14 protein-coding genes are annotated in these 17,091 nt (G+C 40.2%); 8 read left to right on the top strand and 6 right to left on the bottom strand.

Going from position 1 to position 17,091, the window contains the following annotated elements:
* Positions 1-3: 3 nt before the first annotated feature.
* Positions 4-915: a methylisocitrate lyase gene (gene prpB / locus ACFQ19_RS12195; RefSeq protein ID WP_379592440.1), complete on the top strand. Its 912-nt coding sequence runs from the start codon at positions 4-6 to the stop codon at positions 913-915.
* Between the two features lie 60 nt (positions 916-975).
* On the opposite strand, the gene ACFQ19_RS12190 is transcribed toward prpB, so the two are convergent.
* The gene (locus tag ACFQ19_RS12190; protein WP_379592438.1) at positions 976-1,791 is read right to left on the bottom strand and encodes a ZIP family metal transporter; all 816 of its coding nucleotides are present in this window, start codon (positions 1,789-1,791) and stop codon (positions 976-978) included.
* Positions 1,792-2,056: 265 nt separating this feature from the next.
* Between ACFQ19_RS12190 and ACFQ19_RS12185 the strand changes: the two genes are divergently transcribed.
* The gene (locus ACFQ19_RS12185; protein WP_379592436.1) at positions 2,057-2,296 is read left to right on the top strand and encodes a hypothetical protein; all 240 of its coding nucleotides are present in this window, start codon (positions 2,057-2,059) and stop codon (positions 2,294-2,296) included.
* A gap of 103 nt (positions 2,297-2,399) precedes the next feature.
* Here ACFQ19_RS12185 and ACFQ19_RS12180 read toward each other — a convergent pair whose 3' ends face one another.
* Positions 2,400-3,182: a processed acidic surface protein gene (locus ACFQ19_RS12180; RefSeq protein ID WP_379592434.1), complete on the bottom strand. Its 783-nt coding sequence runs from the start codon at positions 3,180-3,182 to the stop codon at positions 2,400-2,402.
* A gap of 197 nt (positions 3,183-3,379) precedes the next feature.
* Between ACFQ19_RS12180 and ACFQ19_RS12175 the strand changes: the two genes are divergently transcribed.
* Positions 3,380-3,604 carry a hypothetical protein gene (locus tag ACFQ19_RS12175; RefSeq protein ID WP_379592432.1) on the top strand — a complete coding sequence of 75 codons (225 nt, stop codon included), beginning with the start codon at positions 3,380-3,382 and terminating at the stop codon, positions 3,602-3,604.
* Positions 3,605-3,675: 71 nt separating this feature from the next.
* Here ACFQ19_RS12175 and qoxD read toward each other — a convergent pair whose 3' ends face one another.
* The 4 genes from qoxD to qoxA form a co-directional block, all read right to left on the bottom strand.
* Complete coding sequence (gene qoxD / locus ACFQ19_RS12170; protein ID WP_379592430.1) at positions 3,676-3,963, bottom strand: cytochrome aa3 quinol oxidase subunit IV; 288 nt, start codon at positions 3,961-3,963, stop codon at positions 3,676-3,678.
* Position 3,964: 1 nt separating this feature from the next.
* Positions 3,965-4,567, bottom strand: coding sequence for a cytochrome aa3 quinol oxidase subunit III (gene qoxC, locus ACFQ19_RS12165; RefSeq protein ID WP_379592428.1), 603 nt, complete (start codon positions 4,565-4,567; stop codon positions 3,965-3,967).
* Positions 4,567-6,516, bottom strand: coding sequence for a cytochrome aa3 quinol oxidase subunit I (gene qoxB / locus ACFQ19_RS12160; protein ID WP_379592426.1), 1,950 nt, complete (start codon positions 6,514-6,516; stop codon positions 4,567-4,569). Before qoxB ends, qoxC begins: the two co-directional genes overlap by 1 nt.
* A gap of 160 nt (positions 6,517-6,676) precedes the next feature.
* The gene (qoxA, locus tag ACFQ19_RS12155) at positions 6,677-7,555 is read right to left on the bottom strand and encodes a cytochrome aa3 quinol oxidase subunit II (RefSeq protein WP_379592424.1); all 879 of its coding nucleotides are present in this window, start codon (positions 7,553-7,555) and stop codon (positions 6,677-6,679) included.
* Between the two features lie 641 nt (positions 7,556-8,196).
* Between qoxA and ACFQ19_RS12150 the strand changes: the two genes are divergently transcribed.
* From ACFQ19_RS12150 to ACFQ19_RS12130, 5 genes are all read left to right on the top strand, one after another.
* Positions 8,197-9,411 carry an EAL-associated domain-containing protein gene (locus ACFQ19_RS12150; RefSeq protein WP_379592422.1) on the top strand — a complete coding sequence of 405 codons (1,215 nt, stop codon included), beginning with the start codon at positions 8,197-8,199 and terminating at the stop codon, positions 9,409-9,411.
* A gap of 62 nt (positions 9,412-9,473) precedes the next feature.
* Positions 9,474-10,622: an exonuclease SbcCD subunit D gene (locus tag ACFQ19_RS12145; RefSeq protein ID WP_379592420.1), complete on the top strand. Its 1,149-nt coding sequence runs from the start codon at positions 9,474-9,476 to the stop codon at positions 10,620-10,622.
* Between the two features lie 285 nt (positions 10,623-10,907).
* Positions 10,908-13,994 (top strand): AAA family ATPase, encoded by a 3,087-nt coding sequence (locus tag ACFQ19_RS12140; protein WP_379592418.1) that lies wholly within the window; start codon positions 10,908-10,910, stop codon positions 13,992-13,994.
* 171 nt (positions 13,995-14,165) lie between these two features.
* The gene (locus ACFQ19_RS12135) at positions 14,166-15,332 is read left to right on the top strand and encodes a hydroxymethylglutaryl-CoA synthase (RefSeq protein ID WP_379592416.1); all 1,167 of its coding nucleotides are present in this window, start codon (positions 14,166-14,168) and stop codon (positions 15,330-15,332) included.
* Between the two features lie 131 nt (positions 15,333-15,463).
* Positions 15,464-16,849, top strand: coding sequence for an NAD-dependent succinate-semialdehyde dehydrogenase (locus ACFQ19_RS12130; RefSeq protein ID WP_379592414.1), 1,386 nt, complete (start codon positions 15,464-15,466; stop codon positions 16,847-16,849).
* Positions 16,850-17,091 lie beyond the last annotated feature (242 nt).

The raw sequence follows: 17,091 nt of genomic DNA, 5'->3' as shown, positions 1-17,091 counted from the left end.
AAGATGGCTTGGATTGTAGATACTCCGGTACCTCAGCATGAATTAGCTGAGAAATTCCGGGAAATGGCGGCGGAAAAGGAGATTTTGCAAATTCCGGGGGCTCATGATGCGATGGCGGGATTAGTAGCGAAACAGGCTGGATTTCAGTCATTATATTTATCCGGAGCTGCTTTTACTGCAAGCAAAGGATTACCTGATTTAGGAATTATTAATTCCGATGAAGTGGCAGATCGAGCGAAGGAAATTACCAGAGCAACCAATTTACCATTGCTTGTAGACATTGATACAGGCTTTGGCGGTGTTTTAAATGTTGCCCGGACAGCGAGAGAAATGATGGAAGCAAATGTGGCCGCTGTGCAGCTGGAGGACCAGCAGCTTCCTAAAAAATGCGGGCATTTAAATGGAAAAAATGTTGTCAGCAAGGAAGAGATGATGCAAAAAATAGCTGCTATTAAAAAAGCGGCACCAACACTTTATATTGTAGCAAGAACGGATGCCAGGGCAGTGGAAAGTTTAGACAGTGCGGTGGAACGTGCTAAAGGTTATGTAGAAGCCGGAGCGGATGCTATTTTTCCAGAAGCCTTGCAAAATAATGAAGAATTTCAGACGGTGGCAAAAGAAATAGATGTTCCGTTGCTGGCAAATATGACAGAGTTCGGGAAAACGCCTTATTATACAGCGGAAGAATTTGAAGACTTGGGGTATAGAATGGTTATTTACCCGGTAACTTCTTTACGCGCTGCTGCAAAAGCTTATGAGCGTGTGTTTGGTCTGATTCGGGATGAAGGCACACAAAAAAATGCTTTAGCGGATATGCAAACTCGAAAAGAACTTTATGAAACGATTCAGTATGAAGAATTTGAGGAATTGGATCAGGGGATAGCGAAAACGGTGATAGAGGATTATTTTAAATAGGGAAAGAAAAAGATGCCCATGGTTATAAGGTTGAAACCATAGGCATCTTCTTTCTAAAATCTAACCTAATGCAACATCAAGCACCATCATAAGAGCAAAACCAATCATCAGGCTGATGGTTGCTAAATCTCTATTGTTATTTTCCTGAGAGCTTGGTATGACTTCTTCTGCGACGACAAAAATCATAGCACCTGCTGCAAAGCTTAGCGCATAGGGAAGCAATGGTTCGATATGAGCGACCGCTAATGCGCCGATAACAGCAGCAATAGGCTCCACGAATCCTGAAAGCTGTCCATACATGAAGCTTCTTCCACGGGACATGCCTTCTCCGCGCAATGGCATCGAAACAGCAACACCTTCTGGGAAGTTTTGAATCCCTATTCCGAGAGCGAGGGTGATTGCACCGGCTAAAGCTGCTTCTGTACTGTGATTTGCCAATGCACCAAAAGCAATTCCGACAGCCAGTCCTTCTGGAATATTATGAATAGTGATGGCTAGCACTAATAAGGTACTGCGTTTTCTTTTCGTCGGCGCCAGGCCTTCTGCTTGTTTCTTTTCAGTATTTGGGTGCAGATGGGGGAGAATTTTATCGATGCCCCATAAAAATCCGCCGCCCAGTAAGAAACCGACCAACGCAGGAAACCAAGGACCGACAGCATTATCTGTTGATGCTTCAATAGATGGAGCGAGCAAGGACCAATAACTGGCTGCTATCATAACTCCTCCTGCAAAGCCTAACATACTGTCTAACAGTTTTTGGTGTACGGTTTTTGTAGCAAATACAATCGCCGCTCCTAATGCAGTCATTCCCCATGTAAAAAGTGTTGCTATCAAAGCTTGCATGACAGGACTAAGACTTTGAAAAAAAGCTAACATAATATATACCTTCTTTTTTAATTAATTATCTTTTGTAGTATGCCAACTTTAGTACTTTATCATAAAAAGAAGAAAAAATTCAACAATAGACATTTCTAGAGGGAAGATGCAAAAGAGAATCTCGTACAAATTTTGGATGAAAAAATGTAAAATAAGGTGTTTTTGCTTTGTTATTCGTTTTACTTATTTATTCCACACCTTACATGGATTCAGAAGGTATAATAAGACATATAAAATGAAAGAACGATAAGGTTGGTGAATGAAAATGTATGTCATTAGTCTTTTGGGAATGAGTAAAGTAATTCAAGCACCTATTTATAAAATTTGGCAGTGGCTGGAAGTCTTTAATGGATATATACCAACAAAAACAATGAATCAAATAATTTATTTTGAAATTGAAGCAGTCGAAGTGTTGACATTTATAAAAGAAAAAATAGAAGAAGAATATGATTTGATGGAGATAAGAGAATTACTAGGGAAAAAAACGGTGCATGATTTCTGTTGAAAAACAGGATAATCGCAGCGATAATATTGGACTAAAAAACAGATGGAGGAAGAAAACAGATTGATTATCGAAGTTTTCTTCCTCCATTTGTCTTCAAATGATTTTATAAATCCATGATTGCTTCTGTTATCACCATCGAAATCATGGTATATATATCAACAACCGGATCGTCTGTTAGAAAAGGACTCTGGAACATGTCTGCTGTAATATCAGTATTCGTATTCCAGATGTTCTCTTCCTGGCTGGAATCTGCTTCTTCGGCCAAGTCAGTTTTTGATTCGGAACTACCTTCCGTTGATGTATAATATTCTGTTGCATTTTCTACTTCAACAAATGTTGTATAATTATTGATGCTGTCTTCATAAGCATTGAAAACCTCTTCTAATTCTTCTATGGACTGAAAATCATATTCTTGAGCAAGTGCTTCTAAATTCTCGTCTGTCATCTCTTCGTCCAGGGAACCAAAAGCATCTTCAGAACCGCCCTCAAACTCATCGGAATATTCCGTAGAAATAAGATCGATAAAAATCTCGACATTTTCAATAAACATAAATACGATGCTATCTGTAATTTCTTCACCTTCTAATAGCAACTCTTCTTCTCGAAATTGTTCTTCTAATTCTTCATATGTTAAATCATGTGCATCAAGAAGTTCATCCAGTGCTTCTTCGGTAGTGGGTGTGCCGAGTTCGGTTACATCGTCGAAATCAGCTAATTCGTAATCGTATTCTGCCAGATGTTCTTCATAATCCTCTGCTTCCCAATCAATTGATTCTAAAAAAGCTTCCACCTCAGGATCTTCGACATCAAGAGCAAAAGCATGAGCAGGCAATAGACCAATCATAAGTATTAGTGCAAAACAAATAGATAATATTTTTTTACGCATCCTTCATCCCCCATTCTCCAATATAATATGCATTAAGTATATAGGTTTTTCTCATATAATTCCATGAATATTAGAAAAGGTTTAAATAATCACACATAATGAAGTCAAGGATGAAATAGACCGTTCAATAAATTGACACAAACTTATTGACAAATTATTGAACGAAATGCATACTATAGATAAAGGAGATGAGGATAATGAAAACGAATAACAAATTATTAAAAGGCTTGTCTCTATTTTGCGGGACATTAATTACGATTGGCGCATTGATGTTTATATACGGATATTTTGTAAGCGCTGTACCAATTGTGACAGCAATTGGCATCGGCTTGGCAAGGGGAGCAACGTTGATTTTTATTATGGGGCTGTTCCTGGTTGCTGTAGAGGATAATACGAACAATAAGAATCGAAAAGAGTCATAGCTTAAAAAATGAGTAAATAAATCAAAAATAAAAGCTCAAGCAGCAAATAGGCTGCTTGAGCTTTTTATCTTTTAAATCATATATCCCCATATCATTGCCAGCATCGAACCAAGGATGGTTAAGATGGCAATCACGACGCCGTAAACGGTATGGAGGTAGATGCCTGCTTTATCTTCACTTTCCCCGGCGTGCATAAACACGACGAGCTGTACTCCTGCTTGAATAAATGCTGTAACAATCAGAATGGTTAATCCCATTGCAAAAGACATGTCAAAGAAATAAACACTTAATGCAATCACAGTCAGGAGCAGTGAAAAGATATATCCATTAACCTGCTTTAGTGGAAAAAGTTCTCTCATGTTACATCATTCCCTTCAAGTAAATAAAGCTGAAAATGAAGATCCATACAACGTCTAGGAAGTGCCAATAAAGCGAGAATATAAATGATTTATTCGCTGTCTGCGCATTTAAACCGTTACGCACGATTTGAATGATAATCATAATTCCCCAGAACAGGCCGAACGCTACGTGCGCTCCGTGTGTTCCAAGCGTTGTTAAAAGGACTGCGGTAAAACCGCTGGTCTGCAACGTTGCACCAACATGGTAATAATGAACAAATTCATATATTTCTACGCCAAGGAATCCTGCGCCTAACAGAAGCGTCATAACCATGAATACAATCATTGCTTTCACACGTTTAATACGCATGGCATGGACGGCTAATCCAATCGTAAAACTACTTGTCAGGAGAACGAATGTCTCAATCAATACCGGCGGCAATTCAAAAATCTCCGGCCCGGACGGACCGCTGCCCACGCCACGGCCTTCATACACGAAGTAAGTTGTGAACAGTGTCGCGAACAGCATGATTTCCGCACTTAAGAAAATCCAGAATCCCAGGATATTCATTTTATTCGTTTCGGTGCTATATTCAAGAGGCAGATTTTGAGAATCTTGTTTCATTATTTAGCACCTCCATATTTATTTTCTGTTTCTTCGACTTCTTCTTTATGAATGTGATGTCCATCGTCTTTTTCAAAGGAACGATAAATCAGACAACCGATGATTCCTAAGAAGGAGATAATTACTCCGGTCCATACATGGAAGACAAAGAAGAAACCAAAGACAAAGAAGATACCGGCAAAAATAATCGACCAGCCGCTGTTATTTGGCATGTGAATGTCTTTAATGCCGCCTTTAAATAAGTCATGTCCATTCTTCTTATAATCCCAGAACGCTTCTTCGGAATTCACGTTTGGTGTAATTGCAAAGTTATATTCTGGAACAGGGTTATGCGTAGCCCATTCAAGTGAACGTGCGTTCCAAGGGTCATCGCCTACATTTCTTGGTGCATAACGGAAACTGTAGTACACGTTATAGACAAGTATGATAAATCCGACAGCCATAAGTAATGCTCCGAAGAAGGATAACATACTTAGCGGTCCGAATCCTGCTGACTCAGAGTACGTGTACATTCTCCGTGCCTGTCCGTTTAATCCCGTGATATACATCGGGAAGAAGGCAAGACAGAAACCAATAACGATATTCCAGAATGACCATTTACCGATACGTTCATTTAACATGAAACCGAACATTTTCGGGAAGTAATAAATGAACGCAGCAATCATCGCAAATACGACACCAGGAATAATTACGTTATGGAAGTGCGCCACTAAGAACATGGTATTGTGATATTGATAATCGGCACTTGCCATTGCGAGCATAACACCAGTAACCCCGCCAATGGTAAACAATGGAATAAATGCCACGGAATACATCATTGGGGTGGTAAATCGGATTTTGCCTCGCCACATTGTTAACAGCCAGTTGAATATCTTAATTCCTGTCGGTACGGCAATCGCCATCGTCGTAATGGAGAAGATACTGTTCGTCAATGCACCTTGTCCCATTGTAAAGAAGTGGTGAACCCATACAACGAAGGAAAGCAAGGAAATAACAACCATGGAAGCTACCATCGATTTATAACCATATAAATTACGTTCTGAGAATGTAGAGATAATTTGTGAATAAATCCCGAACGCAGGGAGTATTAAAATATAAACTTCAGGGTGTCCCCAAACCCAGAACAGGTTCGCCCACATCATATCCATACCGCCGTCTCCGGTTGTGAAGAAGTTGGTGAAGAATTGACGGTCCAGCGTTCCCATTAATAAAGCAATGGTTAGCACAGGGAAAGCAAATACGATAATCAAGTTTGTAATTAATGCGGACCAGGTAAACATTGGCATTTTCATTAATGTCATACCAGGTGCACGCATTTTCATGATCGTAGCAATAAAGTTAACCCCTGTCATAAGTGTTCCAATACCTGAAATTTGCAGTGCCCAGTTATAGTAGTTAACTCCGACATGTTCACTGAACTCAGGTCCTGCCAGTGGATAATAGTTCGTCCAACCGGCATCTGGAGATCCTCCGACCACGAAGGACAGGTTGAACAGCATTGCTCCGGCAAAATATAACCAGAAGCTGAGCGCATTCAAACGAGGGAATGCCACATCTCTCGCTCCGATTTGCAGCGGAACAACAAAGTTCATCATACCAATAATAAAGGCCATTGCCATGAAGAAAATCATCACAACACCATGTGTGGTAAAGATTTCGTTATAATGTTGCGCGTCTAAGAATGAATTGTCAGGAACGGCCGTTTGCAGGCGCATCATAACGGCGTCCGCGCCACCTCTGAAAAGCATCAGCAATGCAGAAATAATGTACATCATACCGATACGTTTATGGTCAACAGTTGTTAACCACTCATTCCATAGATAACCCCATTTTTTGAAATAGGTAAGACCTGCAACAATTGCAATACTGACAAGTGTAATTGCCACAAGAGATGCATAAAGCATTGGGTCATCACTGGGTGGAATAGAAAATCTATCTAAAAAATCCATTTGTATTCGAAACTCCTTTCTAGAGCTTAGATATTTGAAACACCTTAAGAAAAAGCTTTATCTGCTAATTCCTTAGCAAATTTGCTTTTTCATTATCGGAGGCAGCTTTCATCATGAATCATTCAATCATGATGAAAGCTCCTTCGTTATATTCAGATCCTTAGTGGTCATGACCGCCGTGACCGCCGCCATCACCGTGATCGTGAGGACTGTTTTCTCCTTCAGGTGCAGGGTTAAATTCTTGGTGCGTACCAGTATAAGTCTGTTGACCTAAATGTCCAGGCTCTATTAATTCTTCAAATGTTTCTTCCGTTAACGGGTCAGCAGTATTGTGAACATCTTCTACCCATGAATCAAATTCATTTGGAGGGACAGCTGTTACTAAGAATTCATTTTCTGCAAAACCTTCTCCGTTAAAGTTAGAGTTTCTTCCAACGTATTCTCCTGGCTCTTCTGCGACTACATTTAAATAGTTTGTCATATCAGCCATAGCGTATTTCTGTCCTGCCAGCTGCGGCACCCAGAAACTTGAAATGGTACTGTGTGAATATAAGCGTAACTCTATATTCTGATCCGTAGGGATGTAAGCATAGTTTACTGTTTCAATATCCTGTTCCGGATAACTGAAATGCCACTTCCAATTGGAAGACGATGCATAAATAACAAGAGGTTCATCTTCTTCATATCCTTCTGGTGCGCTTTCCACCGTATAAATAGACATGGCAGAAACGACGGATAAGAAAGCAACAATGAGAATTGGAACGGTAACAATGATTCCTTCCACATATTTATTTCCTTCAATATGGGGCGGTTCATAGTCAGGATCTTGTTTTGATGCTCGGTATTTAAATAAAATAATGACAAGCATTACTAAAACAGTAATTACAATGAAAGACATTGTAATGATCGATATCCAAATCACTGATGCAGTTGTATCTGCTTGAGGACCTTTTGGATCAAGTACAAGTAATGGTTCGCAGCCTGCAAGAAATGCGGTAATAGCTGCTAAAAATGCTAGGTAGGTCCACTTTAATTTCATGTTGATACCCCTTCCTTTAATGTTGAATTTCGTTTGATAACTTTTAGAGGATATTCAAAAAGATACTAAACGATAAACGGCGAAATAATGACCTTTTGCCAGGGCCGCCTGCATTGCGATTATTCATCCCGTCAAAAACATTTAACAACTTTTTGAACATCTCTATGTATAAGAGGTTGTCCAAATTTTGAATGAACACACACAATTAATTAAGTATTGCTATATGGCAGGAATAATGTTAATACGCATATGGCTAAATTACAAGAGATTGAAAAACACTTCACAAAATGTTCATGAAAACTTCTACATATTTTTGAAAAATGTCGAAATGTGCCAGAAAAGGCTTGACAATTATTTCAAATAGTAGTATTGGATAAAATTCAAATAATATGTTGCTGTTTTAAGTATCCTCTTTAAGTGCGTGTTCAAAAAGTCTGATAAATAGGACCAAGAAGTTCAAGGCGGCGCAGCTTTGAGGAACGGAGCGTATGCTTTTACATACGTGAGTACCGGAAAAGCAAGCCAACGCAGAAATTCGCCGTGTCATTTTTATTGGACTTTTTGAACATCCTCTTTAAGAAAATGTCATAGCATTAAGTACAAAATAGAATATGCTATAATGAACGGAAGGAGGAGTCTACATGGATCCATTAGATATTTTGATAGATTTAGAACAATTACTTCCTTATTATAAACCGATTATCCGTGCAGATAAGCAACTTGTGAGCGGTTATGAAGTAATTGCTTACTTTTTAGATGAGAATCAAAAGGAGCAGCGTTTAGACTGGCTCTTTGATGATCCTTCTATTCCGGATGAATTTCGGCTGGAAGTAAATCATTATATTCATCAAAAAGCAATAAAAAAGAAATTGCAGGATAATTTTACAGGGAATCTGACTTTATATTATGACGCAGCATTGTTTGTCCGAGATAATGGAGAAACATTTATTCATTTATTACATGATTTTCAGGAAAAAGGATTGGATTTAAATACCATTATTCTTGAAATCAAAGATACCTGCCTTCCGGAGAATACGAATCAATTTATTCATATTATTAAATACTTAAAAACAATTGGCGTTCAAATCAGCATCGAATTGGCAAACCCTAGCGGCAGTCTGAATCAGCTGGCTATTCTGCATCCTTCTTTAATTAAGGTGGATACATCCTTTTTAAAAGATGATTTGCTGCCGCATTTGTACAAAGACGTTTACTTTGGCGTTTCCATGTTATCCAGGAAAATTGGCGCTTCGTTATTATTCAAAGGCATCCGGTCTTATAAACAATTGAATTTTGCCTGGCAGAGCGGCGGTGAGTATTACCAGGGAAGTTATCTGACGCATCCGCAGCAGGATTTTATAGAAGAAGATTTCTGTAAAAATGACTTAACAGAGTACTTTAGAGAATTTGTGACGTATGAACAGCAAAAAGCAAAAGCACAGTATGAATTATTGGATACCGTTTACGGGACAATTGACGGTTTCCTCTCCCGGACAAAACGAACACCGGATGATACATGGTTGCTACGGCTAGCGGAAGGATGCGAAAACTTTATCTTTCGAATCTATATCTGCAATAGTGTCGGACTGCAGGTTTCGGCAAATGTGGAAAAAGACGGGGAAGGAAATTGGATGTTAATGGAGGAAGGAATGCATAAAAACTGGAGCTGGCGCCCCTATTTTTTTGAAAATATTATGCGGATGAATATGGAGAAAAAAGGTATTTTATCTGATTTATACACGGATATCTCGCGTTCAGAATTGATTCGAACATATGCTTATCCATTATCCCAAGAACGATATATATTTTTTGATATTCCTTATAGTTATTTAATAGAAAAAGAGGGATTGCTGTAGCATGTTAGCGTGATTTTGTATGTATATAAAATCAACAGCCTGCAGAACGAGGAGGTTTTTAAATGAAATTTATTCATACAGCAGATTGGCATTTAGGCAAATTAGTTCAGGGAACCTATATGACAGAAGATCAAGCATATATTCTGGATGCATTTGTTGAAGCGGTAGAGCAAGAAAAACCGGATGCTGTTATTATTGCCGGAGATTTATATGATCGTGCGGTTCCGCCGGTCGAAGCAGTGGATTTATTGGATCAAACACTGGATCGAATCGTTAATCAGTCTGGCATTCCGGTTTTGGCAATTTCTGGTAATCACGACAGTCCGGGCAGACTGCATTTTGGCAGCCGTCTGATGAAGGACAAAGGCTATCATATTATTGGCCAGTTATCGGAACATATCAAACCTGTTGTTCTGACAGATGCATTTGGAGAAGTTCATTTTCATCTTGTTCCATATGCAGATCCGAGTGTCGTAAAGACGTTATTTCAAGAAGAAACCATTCGCAGTCATCAGGATGCAACAGCCTTTTTAGTTGAGCAGATAAAAGCGAATATGGACAAAGATGCACGTCATGTTTATGTCGGACATGCTTTTGTGACTCCTTCCGGCGGGACGGAAGAAAACACCAGTGATTCGGAGCGTCCGTTGTCTATTGGCGGTGCAGAACATGTGGATGCGCATTTATTTGAAGACTTTCATTATACAGCACTGGGACATCTTCATCAGGCGCATTATGTTTTGGATGAAAAAATTCGATATTCCGGTTCCATCCTGAAGTATTCTTTGTCTGAAGAACATCATCAAAAAGGGTACTTGGTTGTGGAACTGGATGAAAAAGGCGCTATCCAAGTGGAGAAAAAAAGCCTTGTTCCGAAACGTGATATTCGTTCTGTGAAAATGAAAATGGAAGAAATCTATAACCAGCCTCGGAGCGAAGATTATGTTTTTGTACAATTACTTGATGTACTGCCGGTTTTGTCTCCGATGGAAAAAGTACGGTCTATTTTTCCGAATGCGATGCATGTAGAAAGAATAAGAACAGCTGTAGAGAGGAATCGTCATGATGAAAAGCAGACTCCGAAGACGGGGATGAGTGAAATGGAATTATTTGATGCTTTTTATCAGGAAGTAACAGAACAAGAAGCTTCCGAAGAAATGAATGCGATGATGAAAGAAATATTTCAAGAAATCCAGGATGCAGACAAATAACGGAAAGCATCCAGATAAAAAAAGGGTTTTTCACCAAAATCTATGGATGGTAAATGAATTTTATGTTAATTACAGAAGCCGCTACGGAAAAACACTACGCTTTCCATGGGCTTGCGCTCAGCCTCCTCGAAAAAAAGAAGTTCGCTTTTTCCTGCGGGGTCTTCCCACTACGCTTTCCCATAGGAGTCTCCGTGTTTTTCCTCCGCTAGTTTCAATAGCCATACTTATTGAATAACTCTAACCATAAATTTTGGTGATTACCCAAAAAAAGCAGGTGAGGATAGAATGCAGCCATTACGTTTAACTTTAAATGCTTTTGGGCCGTATAAAGAGAAGGAAACGATTGATTTTTCTGAGCTTCAGGGAAATACTTTATTTGTTATTTCCGGGAAAACAGGGGCAGGAAAGACAACTTTATTTGACGGGATTGCTTTTGCATTATATGGGAGAGCGAGCGGTTCTGACAGGGAAGATCAGCGTATGCTGCGCAGTGACTTTGCAGATGAGGATATACATACTTCAGCGGAACTGATTTTTCAAATCCAGGATAAAACGTATCGTATTTTCCGGCAGCTGGGCCATGTGAAAAAAGGAAATAAGAGTAAAACTGGGGATAAATGTGAATTTTACGAAGTACGGGCTGACGGAGAAGTCCCTTGTGTAGACAGGCAGATGGTAAGCGAAATTGATCAGAAAGTAGAAGCTATTATTGGGCTGACTCCAGATCAGTTCAAGCAAATTGTGATGCTTCCACAGGGGGAGTTTCGTAAACTGCTTACTTCCGATACAGAAAATAAGGAAGAAATTTTAAGACGTTTATTCAAAACGGAGCATTATAAATATATGAATGAATTGCTCCGGCAACGAAAAGCAGCCATAGAAACAGAAAATCAGCGTATTGTAAACCGGATGGAACAGCTGCGGACCCAAGTATTTTCTCTGGAGCTTCCGGAAGGTTCTCCCATACGTACTTTGGCAGAACGGGACCATGTCAATACAAATCAAATGATAGAAGCATTGCAGGCAGAATTGGAAAAGAATGAAGGTCTTATTACAGAAGTAGATGCCCAATATAAAGAGGCAACAAAACAGCAGGAGCGTACGCAAAATCATTTATTTCAAGTGAAACAGGTAAATGAACGTTTTGCTGAATTGGAGATGCATCAAGCGAACCTGAAAACATGGAAAGAACAAGCGGAAGAGATGGAGGCTTTAAAAGAAAGCTTATCCGCAGCTGAGCAGGCAAAATTAATTATTCCTTATGAACAGCAACGCAATGAAGCAAACAAAGAATTTCAAGAAGAGAATAAGCGGCTGCAACAGCTGGAAGCGCAGCAAGATGCAATGGAAAAACAAAAACAGCAGGTGGAAGAGGATTTTAAGAAGGAGCAGGAAAATGCAGAAAAACGGGATAACCTCTCCATCGAAGTAAATCGCCTGGAAGGATTTTTGCCTGTTGTTAAAGAGTTAGAAGCAAAAAAACAAACCATCAGAAAGCTGGCTGAAGATGTCAAACAAGGAAAAGAACAGCTTGAAAAACTGAAAGGCTTCCGGGAAGAACAGTATAAAAAAATGGAACGCTTAGAAAAAGAAGAACAGGAATTAGAAAAAGAGGCGGAAAAATGGAGTGTAGTGAAAGAAGAATTAACTGCCCTGCGTGAGCAAGCAATGCTGATGAAAAAATATCGGGATAAACTAGCACAAATCCAAAAAGGGGAAGCAGAGCAGAAGGAGAAAGAAACGGCTTACCTGCAACAAAAAGAACAGTATGACCGGCTGGAACAGGCATGGTTTGCCAATCAGGCGCATGTATTGGCCTCGCATTTACATGTTGGAGAAGCATGCCCGGTTTGCGGCAGTTTGGAACATCCTTCCCCAGCAGCAATACAAGAAGCAACAGTCAGTAAAGAAGAGCTGGAACAGGCGAAAAAGCTGATGGACCAGTATGAATCGGCCTGGCGGGAACAGACTGCCAATGTCAAAGCTTTCCAAACAGAGAAAAAAGAACTGAAAGAAGAACTCGCACGGCATGAGTTAGATGATACCAACCCAGAGCAGCGTTATTTGGAAATCGTTGAAAAAGGAAAACAGAAAAAAGCGGAAGAGGATTGTTTAACTCGTTCTAAAGCCCGTTTATCTGAATGCAAAAAAGAATTGGCAAACGAGCGGCAGGAACAGAAGAAAAGTGAGCAGGAATGGAATGAAAAAAGCACCCAGGTCAATCAGCTGCAATCCGATTACCAAAGTCAAGAGGCTGTTTATCAGCAGCAATTAACACAGATTCCTGAAAACTTACGTGTGCTTGCTGATTTGGAAGCAGAAATAAACAAGTTAAAGACGGAAAAGCAACAACTGGAACAGCGTTGGAAGGAAGTTCAGGAAAAGTATAAAAACGTTCATGAAGCTTATACAAAATGGGTCGCAGATGTACATCATCTGAGAGAAAATAAAGCGAAAATACAGCAGAAAACAGAAAAGCTGGAAAAAACATTTCAAGACAAGTTGGAACAGGCAGGTTTTACAGAACAGGCTTACCAGGAAGCAAAATGGGATGAAGCAACTTATCAATCGGTGAAACAAAGACTCGGGGATTACGAGAAACAAGGTTATCAATTGGAGAAACACATTTCCGAGCTGGAAAAGAAATTAGAAGGACAATCCAAGCAGGATGAATCTGAAATCGAAGCTGTTTTAGCCAAATGGAAACAGGAGACAACATCACGTCTTGAAAAATTGCAGCAGCTGCAGCAGGAAAAGAAAGATATGACATTCTATCTAAATCAGCTGCAGGAGTTTCATCTTCAGGCGGAGAAGATGGAAAAGAAAAGAAGCCTTGTTACGGAATTATATGACACACTGCGAGGGCAAAATCCCAAAAAGATTTCTTTTGAACGGTACTTGCAAATGGAGTATTTGGATCAGATTATTGAAGCTGCCAATTTACGTCTGCGTGAGCTTTCGAATGGGCAATTCTACTTGATAAGAAGCGATCGTCAGGAAGCGCGCGGCAAACAGAGCGGTTTAGGGTTGGACGTGTATGATCAATATACAGGTCAGAACAGAGATGTAAAAACGCTGTCTGGAGGAGAAAAATTCCACGCCTCGCTTTGCCTCGCACTGGGGATGAGTGATGTTATCCAAAGTTTTCAAGGAAATATTGTGATTCAAACCATGTTTATTGATGAAGGATTCGGGTCATTGGATGAAGAGTCCTTACGAAAAGCCATTGACGCACTGATTCAATTGCAGCAGTCTGGGCGTATGATTGGCGTTATCTCCCATGTTCAAGAATTGAAAGATGTCTTTCCGGCAGCTATCGAAGTGCGTAAAACAAAAGAAGGGCATAGTAAAACAGATATTATTGTGAAATAAAAGAGCGGTTTTTCGCGGATGAATCCTCCCGAAAAAAGCGTTATATCGTTTGCTATTTAAACAGCCTGTATATTATCATTTATTTATTGCATTTTCGGCAACAGATATTTTAATGTGTAATCAAGGCTCACAAGGACTTTGATTATAGTCAGAAGAAGGGTAGGAATCATCGTGGAAATTGGAATTGACAAGCTGGGATTTTACACACCGCATTTGTATGTAGATATGAATGATTTAGCAGAAGAACGGGGTATTGACCCGGGTAAATTTACGGTCGGCTTGGGGCAGGAAGAAATGGCTGTTCCGCCGATTACACAGGATCCTGTTTCGTTAGCAAGTAATGCAGCAGAACAAATCTTAGATGAGGATGATAAAGATGCGATCGATTTAGTGCTGTTTGGAACAGAATCTGGCGTAGATCACTCCAAATCAGCTGCTGTCTATGTTCATCAATTATTAGGGTTGAATCCCAAAGCGCGTTCTGTCGAACTGAAGCAGGCTTGTTACGGTGCGACAGCAGGTATACAGATGGCAAAAGGACATATCGCGCTTCATCCGGATAAAAAAGTACTTATATTGGCATCGGATATTGCACGCTATGGTTTAAATACACCTGGGGAATCAACTCAAGGCGCCGGTGCAGTTGCTATATTAGTCAGTGCTTCTCCTAGATTACTTGCATTGGAAAGCACAAGCACGTATTATACAGCAGATATTATGGATTTCTGGCGGCCGGTATACTCTTCAACGGCTTTTGTAGATGGCAAGTATTCCAACGAACAATACATTGCTTTCTTCCATAAAGTTTGGGAAGACTATCAGGAGCAAACAGGAAGAAGTTTAACAGATTTTGCTGCGATTGCATTCCATCTGCCATATACGAAAATGGGCTGGAAAGCATTACGCACGGTGATTGAAGATGTACCTGAAGAAGCACAGGAGCGATTAAAGAATAATTATCAAATCAGTACGAAATACAATCGTCAAGTTGGAAATATTTATACTGGTTCGCTTTATCTCAGTCTGCTTTCTTTATTAGAAAATCAGGACGAATTAAAAGAAGCAGATATAATCGGTTTATACAGCTACGGCTCTGGAGCTGTTGGTGAATTTTTATCCGGCAAACTGCAGCCAGGATTCAAAGAGCACTTGCAGACAGCAGTGCATCAAACGATGTTTGAAAACAGAGAACGCATTTCTGTAGCAACATACGAAGATGTATTTGAACAAACATTGCCGACAGACGGAAGTGAAAAGCAGCTTCAAACCAGTGAAGATCCGGCAAAAATCTGTTTAGCCGGCGTAAACGATCATATGCGCAGTTATGTCGTGAAATAACTCGAAAAAAAACTCTTGGATGACCCACGTTGTCCAGGAGTTTTTTGAATGTTAATTTCGTGATAGAGAAGATTTTAAAATGTATAATCAGGGTATAGGCAAACATATCATAAAAGTTGGAGGGTGTTTTCATGACAAATCATAAAGAAGTTATTGAAGTAACAAATCCAGCAACAGGTGACGTCGTAGACACAGTTTTAAAAGGTGGAAGAGAAGAAGCAGTGCAGGCCGTTGATAAGGCACATCAGGCATTTCGGGATTGGGCAAAACAATCTGTATATGAAAGAAGTGCTTTATTAAATAAATGGTTTGCGCTTGTGGAAAAGCATGAAGCAGAATTAGCTAGAATTATGACCATCGAACAGGGAAAACCGGTGAAGGAAGCAGCAGGTGAAATCCGATATGCCAATAGTTTTATTTCCTGGTATGCCGAAGAAGGGAAAAGACTTTACGGTGAAACGATTCCCGCTACTGCAAGTGATAAACGGATTGTTGTTAACCGGCAGCCGGTCGGTGTCATCGCAGCGATTACACCGTGGAATTTTCCGGCGGCTATGATTACCCGGAAAGTTGCACCGGCATTGGCAGCAGGATGTACTGCTGTTGTAAAACCGGCCAGTGCGACACCATTAACTGCTATCCGGCTGAGAGAGCTTGCGGTAGAAGCAGGCATTCCAGAAGATGTATTGCAAATCGTTACAGGAAGCTCCGGAGAAATCAGTGATGCGTGGCTCGAAGATGAACGTGTTCGGAAAATATCATTTACAGGTTCTACCGAGGTAGGGAAATTGCTCATGCAAAAATCTGCGGATACAGTGAAGAAACTTTCATTAGAGCTTGGCGGTCATGCTCCATTGATTGTCATGGAAGATGCAGATATTGAAAAAGCAGTAAATGGAGCCATCGCGTCTAAATATCGGAATGCCGGGCAAACCTGTGTATGTGCCAACCGCATTTATGTGCACGAATCCATTGAACAGGAATTTGCAGAGGCATTTAAAGAAAAAGTTGCACAGCTTAAGGTTGGAGACGGTTTGAAAGAAGGGGTAGATATTGGTCCTTTAATTGATCAGTCTGCCGTTGAAAAAGTGCAATATCATGTCGAGGACGCGCTGAGTAAAGGAGCCGAAAAATGGCTAGGCGGCGAAACAGCAAAGGAAGGTCTGTTAGTTGATCCGATCATTTTAACCAATGTAAATGACGATATGATATGCATGCAGGAAGAAACCTTTGGTCCATTGGCGCCAATTACAACCTTTCAAACCAAGGAAGAGGTGATTGCCCGGGCTAATCATTCTCCTTTTGGATTGGCATCCTATTTATTCACAGAAAATCTGACGACAGCCATTGAGGTCAGCGACCAATTGGAATATGGCATTGTCGGTATTAATGATGGTGCGCCTTCAACCGCACAAGCCCCATTTGGAGGATTTAAAGAAAGCGGTCTTGGACGGGAAGGCGGCCACCATGGAATAGATGAGTATGTGGAGATAAAATATTTGTCTATTCAATTGTAAAGATTCCAAAAGGCAGAACGGTCTGCGAATCTTTATCACAGTGTAACTGACAATATTGTGTTAAATATCCTGGGGCGGAGATAAAACGAAACTTTATTCAGCGGGAGGTTTTGCTTTTCTCTCACTGAATGATTAGCTGAGTGATTCAGGGAGTCAGCACCCGTTCTCTCTCGCCTAAATAAATGGATTTTCTCTCTTTATTTGGAGGCGGGAGTTTTACGGGCGGTTCTCCGTGATAAAAC

Source organism: Oceanobacillus locisalsi (assembly GCF_042675985.1).
In the GTDB taxonomy this organism is placed as follows: Bacteria; Bacillota; Bacilli; order Bacillales; family Amphibacillaceae; genus Oceanobacillus; species Oceanobacillus locisalsi.
Note: the sequence above shows the minus strand (reverse complement) of the source record. Positions and strands in the feature narration are given on the sequence as shown.

Coding starts and splice junctions, on each gene's coding strand:
- prpB (WP_379592440.1), top strand. CDS start 4: ATGGCTTGGATTGTAGATACTCCGGTACCTCAGCATGAATTAGCTGAG.
- ACFQ19_RS12190 (WP_379592438.1), bottom strand. CDS start 1,791: ATGTTAGCTTTTTTTCAAAGTCTTAGTCCTGTCATGCAAGCTTTGATA.
- ACFQ19_RS12185 (WP_379592436.1), top strand. CDS start 2,057: ATGTATGTCATTAGTCTTTTGGGAATGAGTAAAGTAATTCAAGCACCT.
- ACFQ19_RS12180 (WP_379592434.1), bottom strand. CDS start 3,182: ATGCGTAAAAAAATATTATCTATTTGTTTTGCACTAATACTTATGATT.
- ACFQ19_RS12175 (WP_379592432.1), top strand. CDS start 3,380: ATGAAAACGAATAACAAATTATTAAAAGGCTTGTCTCTATTTTGCGGG.
- qoxD (WP_379592430.1), bottom strand. CDS start 3,963: ATGAGAGAACTTTTTCCACTAAAGCAGGTTAATGGATATATCTTTTCA.
- qoxC (WP_379592428.1), bottom strand. CDS start 4,567: ATGAAACAAGATTCTCAAAATCTGCCTCTTGAATATAGCACCGAAACG.
- qoxB (WP_379592426.1), bottom strand. CDS start 6,516: ATGGATTTTTTAGATAGATTTTCTATTCCACCCAGTGATGACCCAATG.
- qoxA (WP_379592424.1), bottom strand. CDS start 7,555: ATGAAATTAAAGTGGACCTACCTAGCATTTTTAGCAGCTATTACCGCA.
- ACFQ19_RS12150 (WP_379592422.1), top strand. CDS start 8,197: ATGGATCCATTAGATATTTTGATAGATTTAGAACAATTACTTCCTTAT.
- ACFQ19_RS12145 (WP_379592420.1), top strand. CDS start 9,474: ATGAAATTTATTCATACAGCAGATTGGCATTTAGGCAAATTAGTTCAG.
- ACFQ19_RS12140 (WP_379592418.1), top strand. CDS start 10,908: ATGCAGCCATTACGTTTAACTTTAAATGCTTTTGGGCCGTATAAAGAG.
- ACFQ19_RS12130 (WP_379592414.1), top strand. CDS start 15,464: ATGACAAATCATAAAGAAGTTATTGAAGTAACAAATCCAGCAACAGGT.